We start from the raw sequence: 9,179 nt of genomic DNA, 5'->3' as shown, positions 1-9,179 counted from the left end.
AGACGGCGCACGAGCTGGTCGGCCGCGGCGGCGGCCATGGCGGTGAAGTCGACCCGCACGCTGGTCAGCCGGATGACCGGCCACGACGCGATGGCCAGGTCGTCGAAGCCGACGACGGAGACGTCGTCCGGCACCGACAGACCCTGCCGCCGCGCCTCGTTGAGCGCACCGACCGCGACCGCGTCGCCGACGCAGAAGACCGCCGTCGGACGATGCCGGCCGGTCATCACCCGTGCGAACCCGCGCTCGCCGTCGTCGTGACCGAACCCGCCGTGCGTCACCCAGCGGTCGGGCAGTTCGATCCCCGCCTCGGCGAGGCCATGGCGGAAGCCGTCCTCGCGATCGCGGCCGGTGCTCGTCGTGCGCGCGCCGAACACCGCGGCGACGCGGCGGTGCCCGCGCTCGGCGAACAGCCGGGCCACCGACCGCGCTCCCCCCACGTTGTCCGCGGTGACACCGTCGACGCCCCGCCGCCCCGAGATGCGGTTGAGTTCGACGAACGGCAGGTGCCGGCGAGCGAGTTCCTGCGACAGCGACGAGCGCAGTGTCGTCGTGGTGAGGATGGCGCCGTCGACCGAACGGTCGAGCAACCGCTCGAACGCAGCGGTGTCGTCACCACGCTCGGCGAGCAGCATCATGCGGTAGCCGTGCTCGGCGAGCCGGTCGTGCAGCGGGGCCACGAGGGTCGGGTACAGCTCGTTGCGGAGGTCGGCCACCATGGCGATCTGCCGGGTCGACCTGGTCGAGAGGTTGCGTCCGAGCTCGCTCGCGACGTACCCGAGCTGCGCCGCGGCGGCCTGGATGCGCTGTCGCGTCGCCTCGGCGACGCGCGTGTCACCGCGCAGCGCCCGCGACACCGTCGGTTGCGACACCCCGGCGAGACGGGCGACGTCGTGACTCGTCACGGTCATGGCCGACGCGCTCCTCTCGACGGGCGCACTGTATCGGTCACGGGTAGAGATCGGTGCGGCGATCGGCCAGCAGGTCGTTGCGCGGTGAGATCCGCTTGTCGGCGGCACGGGTCAGGTCGAGCCGTGCCGTCGCGACGCCGTCGGCGAGGGCGTCGGCGACGGGCCAGCCCTGCTCGTCGATGACTGCGGTCGCCTGGTTCCACCGCTGCCCCCGCTCGACGCCCCGGCGGTCGCAGCAGGCGATCGGCAGCCGGTTCACGCGCGCCGCCGCCATCGCGATGATGATCTCGCCGCAGGGTTGCCCGGCCGGCCGGTCACCCCAGGGCCAGTTCGTCGGCACCGCGAGCAGCTCCGCCCCGCGCAGCGCCACCGACCGGGTCAGCTCCGGGAACTCGAGGTCGTAGCAGACCATCACCCCGATGCGTCCGACGACGGTGTCGACCACCGGCGGCAGTTCGGCACCGGGCGTGAAGAACAGCTTCTCGCGGTCCCACAGGTGGGTCTTGCGGTAGACGACGGCGCCGCCCGGGTGCAGCAGCACCGCACTGTTGTAGACCTCGCCGTCGTCGCCCAGCTCGGCGAAGCCGGCGACGACGACGGCGCTCCCGGCCGCCGCCCGCCACCGCTCGAACAGTGCATCGTCGCGCCCGACGGCGAGGCCGCGCGCCTCGTCCGGCGACTCGAAGACGTAGCCGCTGGTCGCCAATTCGGGCAGCACCACGACGTCGGCACCGTCCCGGACGGCCGCCTCGATCGCGAGCGTCGCCAGCCGCACGTTGCCGGCGAGGTCGCCGACCTGCGGCGCCAGCTCGCAACAGCTGACCGTCACCATGACCGGACGGTCACCCGAGCAGCTCGGCCGGCTCGTCGCTGAGGATCTGGGCGAGCACGTCGAACTCGTTGAACATCATCCAGTCCTCCGTGACGCGGCCACCACGGATGTAGAGCTGGTCGATGCCCCAGAGGTGCACCCGGCGTCCTGTCGGCGGCCCGTACAGGGCATGTCCGCGGTGCGTGCCCTGCGCCGTCCAACGCAGCGAGACCCGGAACCCGTCGGCCTCGTTGCCCATCCAGTACACCTCGTCGACCTGCATGCCGAGGTCCGGGAAGGTCGCGAGCAACGACCGCGCGATGCCCTTCACGTCCTGCCGGCCGTAGCCGACGCGGTTCGACGGACCGCGCCAGCGCGCGGTGGACGTGTACGCGCGGTCGACGCTGCTCAGGTCTCGACGGTTGTAGAGGTTGTGCCAGAGCGCACGCACGAAGTGTTCGACGTCGAACGACCGTGCACCCGACTCGGGGTAGTACTCGGGCTGCCGGCCGCCCTCGAGCCGCGCCACCTCACCGACGTGCCGGTCGGCGCTGATGCGGTTCAGTTCGTTGCCGTACTGCTTGGCGGCCCAGGCGACGTCGATGCCGAGCTGCATGAACTTCGAGGTCATGTTGTAGAGCACCCACTCCTCGAAGATCTCGTTCTCGCGCACAACGCAGTTCGCGATGCCCCAGAGGTTGACCTTGCGGCGGGTGGCGGGCCCCCACGCCCACGGGCCGAGGTGGTGCCCGGTGGTGATGTAGCGGTGCGACGTGACGAAGCCCTGCTCGTCGTCGCCGGCCCAGATGATCTCGTCGGCCCACGACCGCGTGTCCGGGAAGGCGTGGATGCTCGCGATGGTGCCCTCGACGACGCGCTCGACGCCGTAGTGCGCGCCGTGGTCGTCGTACACGAAGCACCCGGGCGCATAGGTGTCGTAGATGTAGCCGACGTCCTGGTCCTCCCAGATGCGGTGGGTGATCCGGACGATGTAGTCGACGATGTCGGTGTAGGTGTCCTCGAACCCGCGCAACGACTGCCGGCGCGCGCCCCGCTCGCGCTCCGCCCGCAGGGTGTCGCTGCCGGTGCCGGGCCGCACGGCGATGCCGAAGTCGGCCGGCATGGTGCGCCCGGTCGGGCCGCCGTCGAGGGTCGACCCCTGCAGGGGCGTGCGACGGGCATCCGGACGCGTGCCGTTGGACGAGGTGGGGACGACGGCCGCGGAGGCGGCGCCCTCGGGCGCCGCCTCCTGCGGGGTCGAGCCGGGTCGATCGGTCATCGGGAGGAGATCAGCCCTTGCAGTTGACGTCGTAGATGTACTGCTGCGCCTTCGCCGAGTTCACCGTGTCCGGCGTGACGAAGACCGAGTCGGCGGCCTGGTTGCGCGGCACCGACTTGCCCTCCATCGCGTCGACGGCGGACTGCACGCCCAGCATGCCCTCACCGCGCGGGTACTGCACCACCGTGCCGGTGAGCGAGCCGTCCTTGAGGGCCGCGACGATCGGGTCGCTGGTGTCGAAGCCGACGACCTTGATCGTGCCCTTCTTGTTCGCCTCGCGCACACCGGTCAGAGCGCCCTGGGTGTTGTTGGTCTCGACACCGAAGATGCCGACGAGGTTCGAGTCCTTCGCCGCCTCGGTCGAGACGATGGACGCCGCCTTGCTGACGTCGTTGGCCGAGTACTGGATGCCGACAAAGTGCATGTTCGGGTACTTCTTGATCGCGGCCTGGAAGCCGTCGGTGCGCGCCTTCGAGACGACCGAGCCGGTGGCGTTGTCGATGGCGAGCACGTCGCCCTTCTCGCCCACCGCCTTGGCCAGCGCGTCGCCGGCGAGCTCACCGCCCTTGTACCCGTCGGCCTCGATGTTGGTGGTCATGACGCTCTTGTCGTTGAGGTCGCCGTCGATCGCGATGATCTTGATGCCCTGTCGCTTGGCCGCGGTGAGGGGCGCGATCATGGCCGTCGGGTCGGTGATCGAGATCATGATCGCGCCGGGCTTGGTGGCGGCGACCGCGTTCACGATCTTGGTCTGCTCGGCGACGTCGAAGGTCGACGCGCCCTGGTACGAGAACTGCACGCCGAGCTTCTTCGCTTCGGTCGAGGCACCGCAGGCGACCGTGTTGTAGAACGGGTTGCCGGTCAGGCCGGGGATGTAGACGATCTTCTTGCCCGACGCGGACGAGCCGCCGGACGTCCCGCCGCCGGACTTGCTGCCGGAGCTGCTGCAACCGACGACCAGGCCGGCGGCGACGAGGGTGGCGGCGCCGGTCACCAGGATGCGCTTCGTTGTCATGGAGGACCTTTCGATCAGAGCTGGAGGGGACGGGCGGAACGGGTGGTGCGCTGAGCGGGTCGTGCGGGTGGAGCCGGGACTGCAGGAGCGGCCGGCTCAGGTCTTCTCGCGGGCACGCCGCTTGAGCTGGTCGAGGTAGACGGCGGCGATGAGGATGAAGCCGACGGCGACGTTCTGCCAGAACGGCTGCACGTCCTCCTGCACCAGACCGTTCTGCAGCACGGTCGGGATGAAGATGCCGATCACCGTGCCGAGCACGGTGCCGTAGCCGCCGTAGAGGCTGGTGCCGCCGAGGATGACGCCGGTGATGACGGTGAGTGCGTCCTGCGAGTGACCGCCGATCGTGGTGGTCGAGAACCGCACCAGGGACATCATCCCGGCGAGGCCCGCGAGCAGGCCGCTGATCGCGTAGAGCTTCACCAGGTGCTTGTTGACGTTGATGCCGGCGCGCCGGGCGGCCTCGTCGTTCGAGCCGATGACGTAGGTGTGGCGTCCGAAGCGGGTGTAGCGCAGCACGGCGCCGCCGATGAGCACCACCACCAGCGCGAGCCACACGATCCACGGCATGCCGAACTGGTAGTTGATCTGCAGGTCGATCATCGCCGACTGCGCGACCGAGATGTCGTTGCCGTTGGTCATGAGGTTGGCGATGCCGAGCGCGGCGCCGAGCGAGCCCAGCGTCGTGATGAGTGCCGGCACCCGCAGCTTCGTGACGCAGAAGCCGTTGAACAGGCCCCAGGCGACGCCGCCGACGAGGGCGGCGAGCAGGCCGGCGAGCACCGTCCCGTAGCTCGTGCCGCCCACCCAGTCCATCGTCTTGACCGAGCAGATGCCGGCGAAGACGAGCACCGAGCCGATCGAGAGGTCGAAGCCGGCGGCAACCATCACGTAAGTCATGCCGGTCGCCATCACGAGGAAGATCGAGGTGTCGACGATGAGGTTCCGGACGTTGCCGGTCGTCGGGAAGGTGTCCGGCTGCAGGATGCTGAAGACGACGAACAGGGCGATCAACACCGCACCCATGTAGGCGGGCGAGGAGTTCACGCCGCGTCGCAACGCCCGTTGGAACGGGGTCACGCCGCTCGCAGTGACGGCGTCGGCGACGTCGCGCGGCGAGCCGGTCGGCGTCGTGATCGCGAACTCCGACGGTGCGTGCGCGGCGGCGTGGCCCTTCTCGATCTCGAGCTGCGGGTCGCGGTCGACGGTGCTCACGAGGCCACCTCCAGCGAGCCGGTCATCGCGCCGACGAGGTCGTCGACGCTCGCCGTGCTGTCGAACTCGGCGACACGGCGCCCGAGCCGCAGCACCTGGATCGAGTCGGACACCTCCAGCACCTCCGGCATGTTGTGGCTGATGAGCACGACGGCCACCCCCGATTCGGCGACACGGCGCACGAGGTCGAGCACGCGGCGGGTCTGTCGCACGCCGAGGGCCGCGGTCGGCTCGTCCATGAAGACCAGACCGCGCGCCCACATCACCGAGCGGCAGATCGCGACGCTCTGCCGCTGGCCGCCCGAGAGCGCCGCGACGGTCGCGTCCATGTCCTTCACGTCCGTGCCGAGCGAGGTGAACGTCTCGAACGCCTCGCGCCGCATGCGCTTCTTGTCGAGCACACCGAGCTTGCCGAGGAACCCCGGCTTCAGCAGCTCACGGCCGATGTAGGCGTTCTCGGCCGGCCCGAGGTCGAAGGCGAGCGCGAGGTCCTGGTAGACCGTCTCGATCCCGCAGTCGCGGGCGTGCGTCGGCGACGCGAAGACGGTCGGCTCGCCGTTGATCAGGATGGTGCCGCCCTGCGGCTGGATCACCCCCGACAACGTCTTCACGAGCGTGCTCTTGCCGGCGCCGTTGTCGCCGATCAGCGCCGTGACCTTGCCGGCCTCGGCATGGAAGTCGGTGCCTCTCAGCACCTCGACATGACCGTAGTTCTTGACGATCCCCCGCGCCTCGAGGAGGTACTGCGTCGGTGCCATCGGCTGCTCCCTCGTCGTTGCGATCATCATGGGCTGGAACGGTGTCGAAGACGATCAACCGGTGAGTCGGTCGCGCCTCAGCGTCGCGGTCGCGCGGTGCGCCGACATCCCCTCGGACGCGGAGATCACGTCGACCGCGTCGGCCAGCAACGGCGTCGCCTCCTTGGCCACGCGCTGGTAGGTGAGCGGCTTGAGGAAGCGCGACACCGAGAGACCGGCGCTGTGCTTCGCGCCGCCGGCGGTCGGCAGGACGTGGTTCGTGCCCGCCATCCCCTTGTCCGAGTACGCGACCGTACTCCAGGTACCGAGGAACAGTGAGCCGTAGTTGCGCAGGTGGTCGTGGTACCAGGCGTCGTCGTCGGTCTGCACCTCGAGGTGTTCGGGCGCGAGATCGTCCATCAGCGCCACGGCGGTCTCGCGGTCCTGTGCCCACGTGATCGAGCCGTGGTCGCGCCAGGCAGGGCCGCAGATCTCGTTGGTCGACAAGGTCGGCAGTTGCCGCTCGACCTCGTCGGCCACCGCGTGGGCCAGCGTCTCGTCGGTGGTCACCAGCGCGGCCGGCGAGTCGGGGCCGTGCTCGGCCTGACCGAGCAGGTCGGCGGCGACGAGCACCGGGTCGGCGCTGCCGTCGGCGATCACCGCGACCTCGGACGGCCCGGCGAGCAGGTCGATGGCGGCGGTGCCGAACAACTGGCGCTTCGCCTCGGCCACGTAGGCGTTCCCTGCGCCGACGATCATGTCGACCGGCAGGTCACCGAGCAGCCCGAAGGCGAGCGCGGCGAGCGCCTGGACGCCGCCGAGCAGGAAGACCCGGTCGACGCCCGACACCGCCGCCGCGTACAGCACCGCGTGGTTCGGGCCGCCGTCGCGCTGCGGGGGGGTGCAGGCCAGCACGGTCGGGACGCCGGCCACCTTGGCGACGTTCACGGTCATGAAGGCGCTGGCGGTGAGCGGGAACCGGGGCCGGCAGGTAGGCACCGACGCGCCCGACCGGGATGTAGCGCTGGCCGGTGACCAGCCCGGGCTCGAGCTCGACCTCGAAGTCGGACAGGTGCGAGCGCGACTCCTGGGCGAAGGCCTTGGTGCGGGCAGCACCGAGCTCGATCGCCTCGCGCAGCGCGGGGTCGAGGTGGTCGCCCGAGCGGGCGATGGTCTCCGCATCGAGCTCGATGTCGGTGCCGGTGAAGCCGTCGAGCTCGGCGCTGTAGCGCAGCACGGCGTCGAGTCCGTCGCGCTGGATGGTCGTGAGCATCTCCGAGACGGTGGCGATCACGCGGGGGTCGCGCTGGGCGGCGGGGCCGGACGCCGCAGGCGACTTGATCACCTTGTAGCGGCCGGACAGGGCGTCGAGGACGGAAGGGGTGAACTGCATGGCCGGAACACTAAATACGTATGCGCAGTTCGGACAACCCTGCACTGCATTGTGCTATGCATAGGGTCGCCCTATGGTACGGATGTGACACTGACGCAGTTGCGGGCCTTCCTCGAAGCCGCGCGGCGCGGCTCGTTCACCGCGGCGGCCGGGGTGCTCGACATGTCGCAGGCCTCCGTGTCCGAGCTGATCCGGCGGCTCGAGGACGAGTACGACGTGCAGCTGTTCATCCGTGGCCGCCGTCGGCTGGTGCTCACCGCTGCAGGCCAGGAGCTGCTCGACCATGCGAGCGCGACGGTGTCCGCGGCCGACACCGCGAGCCGCGCGCTGCGGTCGGTGCAGACGTTGTCGGGCGGCGTCGCCACGCTCGGAGTGCTGCGCAACGCCGACTTCTACCTGCTGTCCGGCCTGGTCGAGCAGTTCTGCGAGTCGCATCCGGCCGTGCGGGTGCGACTGATCGGGCAGAACTCCGTCGACGTCGCCGCCGCGGTCGCCGAGGGCTCCCTCGAGGCCGGCGTCGTGGTGCTGCCGATCGACGCCGAGGGACTCGTCGTGACGCCGTGGGCGCGCGACGAGGTCGTCTTCGTCAGCGCCGACCCCTCCCGCGCCGCGGAGCCGCCGACGATCACCGACCTCGCGGGGACGCGGCTCGTGCTCTACGACGCGCACGCCGGCTGGCGCGACCCGACACGGCGACAGCTCGCCGACCGCGCCAACCTGGCGGGGGTGAAACTCGACCCGTGGATCGAGGTCGAGCACGTCGAGACGGCGATGAACCTGGTGTCGCGCGGCCTCGGCGACAGCATCGTGTCCCGCGCGGTGCTCGCCTCGTTGCCGAACCGCGCCGACCTGCACGCCGTGGCCCTCGACCCGCCGCTGTACGACACGATCGCCTTCATCCGCCGCGAGTCGGTGCCGTTGTCGTCGGCCACCCGCGAGATCGCACGGCTCGCGCACACCGCGGTGCAGCAGGGCAGTGCGCAACCGGTGCGCCGCCGGCGTCGGTCAGGCTGACCGCTGCCACTCGACGGCGTGGACGGTGTGCGGACCGGCGAGTCCCTTGAGCTCGACCTGGCGGCCCTCGTCCAGGGCGAGGTCGGTGGTGAGCGCCGCACCGGTGGCGCTGCTGACGAGGATCTCGCCGCCGTCGGCGCAGCCGGCGACGCGCGCGGCGTAGGCCACGTTGCGGCCGAAGAGGTCGCCGTCGCGGTGCACCGCGGGGCCGGTGTGGACGCCGATGCGCACCCGGATCGGCGGCCGCACCTGGCGGCTCAACGCCTGTTGCATCTGCACGGCGGCCTGCACGGCGTCGTCGGCGGTCGGGAAGGCGAGCATGAAGCCGTCGCCCTGCGCCTTGACCACGCGTCCACCGGCGTCGTCGACGATCCGGCGCACGATGCGGTCGTGCCGGCCGAGCAGCCGCACCCAGCCGCGGTCACCGAGCCGCTCGTTGAGCGCCGTCGAGTCCTCGATGTCGCTGAAGACGATCGTGACGCTGCCGTCGGGGCCGCGCACGAGCGCGAGGTCGGGGCGTTCGGCCTGCGCCCAGCCGGCCAGGTCGTCGATCGACGATCGGAGGGCGCCGGTGACACCGTGGTCGCGCACGCGCACGGCGGTGCGGGTGACGGCCCGCAGCGCGGTCGCGGCGTCGCGCGTCGACGGCACCCAGCGCCGCGCCGCCAGCTGGTCGCGGGCGTCGGCGAGCTCACGGCGCGTGCGGCGCAGTCGCACCTCGGCGGTGATCGCCCACGCCACGAGCGCCGCTGCGACGAGCGCCAGGGCCACGACGAGAGCGGTCACGGCACCCGACCGTAGTGGTCG

At 70.9% G+C, this 9,179-nt stretch carries 8 protein-coding genes and 1 pseudogene; 1 reads left to right on the top strand and 8 read right to left on the bottom strand.

From position 1 onward, the window contains the following. From ACTHMS_RS22755 to hisD, 7 genes and pseudogenes are all read right to left on the bottom strand, one after another. Window positions 1-911, bottom strand: a 911-nt coding sequence (locus ACTHMS_RS22755) for a LacI family DNA-binding transcriptional regulator (RefSeq protein WP_440308940.1), incomplete at its 3' end; no start/stop codon positions are given. A 37-nt stretch (window positions 912-948) separates the two neighbouring features. Continuing rightward, window positions 949-1,743: a nitrilase-related carbon-nitrogen hydrolase gene (locus ACTHMS_RS22750; RefSeq protein ID WP_440308939.1), complete on the bottom strand. Its 795-nt coding sequence runs from the start codon at window positions 1,741-1,743 to the stop codon at window positions 949-951. Between the two features lie 10 nt (window positions 1,744-1,753). Then, on the bottom strand, window positions 1,754-3,001 hold the full coding sequence (locus ACTHMS_RS22745; RefSeq protein ID WP_440308938.1) for an ester cyclase: 1,248 nt from the start codon (window positions 2,999-3,001) through the stop codon (window positions 1,754-1,756). Between the two features lie 10 nt (window positions 3,002-3,011). Then, window positions 3,012-4,016 (bottom strand): ABC transporter substrate-binding protein, encoded by a 1,005-nt coding sequence (locus ACTHMS_RS22740; protein ID WP_440308937.1) that lies wholly within the window; start codon window positions 4,014-4,016, stop codon window positions 3,012-3,014. 96 nt (window positions 4,017-4,112) lie between these two features. Further along, entirely contained in the window at window positions 4,113-5,228 is a 1,116-nt protein-coding gene (locus ACTHMS_RS22735) for an ABC transporter permease (RefSeq protein ID WP_440308936.1), read from the bottom strand. Continuing rightward, a complete protein-coding gene (locus tag ACTHMS_RS22730; protein ID WP_440308935.1) occupies window positions 5,225-5,986 on the bottom strand; it encodes an ATP-binding cassette domain-containing protein in 762 nt (253 codons plus the stop codon). The genes ACTHMS_RS22735 and ACTHMS_RS22730 overlap by 4 nt, the downstream gene beginning before the upstream one ends. 54 nt (window positions 5,987-6,040) lie before the next feature. Next, a pseudogene (gene hisD / locus ACTHMS_RS22725) lies at window positions 6,041-7,238 on the bottom strand (histidinol dehydrogenase). Window positions 7,239-7,442: 204 nt separating this feature from the next. Between hisD and ACTHMS_RS22720 the strand changes: the two are divergent. Further along, window positions 7,443-8,372 carry a LysR family transcriptional regulator gene (locus tag ACTHMS_RS22720; RefSeq protein ID WP_440308934.1) on the top strand — a complete coding sequence of 310 codons (930 nt, stop codon included), beginning with the start codon at window positions 7,443-7,445 and terminating at the stop codon, window positions 8,370-8,372. Here the strand turns inward: ACTHMS_RS22720 and ACTHMS_RS22715 are convergent. Continuing rightward, window positions 8,364-9,158, bottom strand: coding sequence for an adenylate/guanylate cyclase domain-containing protein (locus ACTHMS_RS22715; protein ID WP_440308933.1), 795 nt, complete (start codon window positions 9,156-9,158; stop codon window positions 8,364-8,366). The genes ACTHMS_RS22720 and ACTHMS_RS22715 overlap by 9 nt on opposite strands. Window positions 9,159-9,179: the final 21 nt, after the last annotated feature.

Origin of the sequence: Jatrophihabitans sp. (assembly GCF_051960575.1) — a bacterium.
Lineage (GTDB): Bacteria > Actinomycetota > Actinomycetes > Mycobacteriales > Jatrophihabitantaceae > JBQCEE01.
The sequence above is the reverse complement of the archived record's forward strand: the minus strand, read 5'-3'. Positions and strand labels throughout refer to the sequence as shown.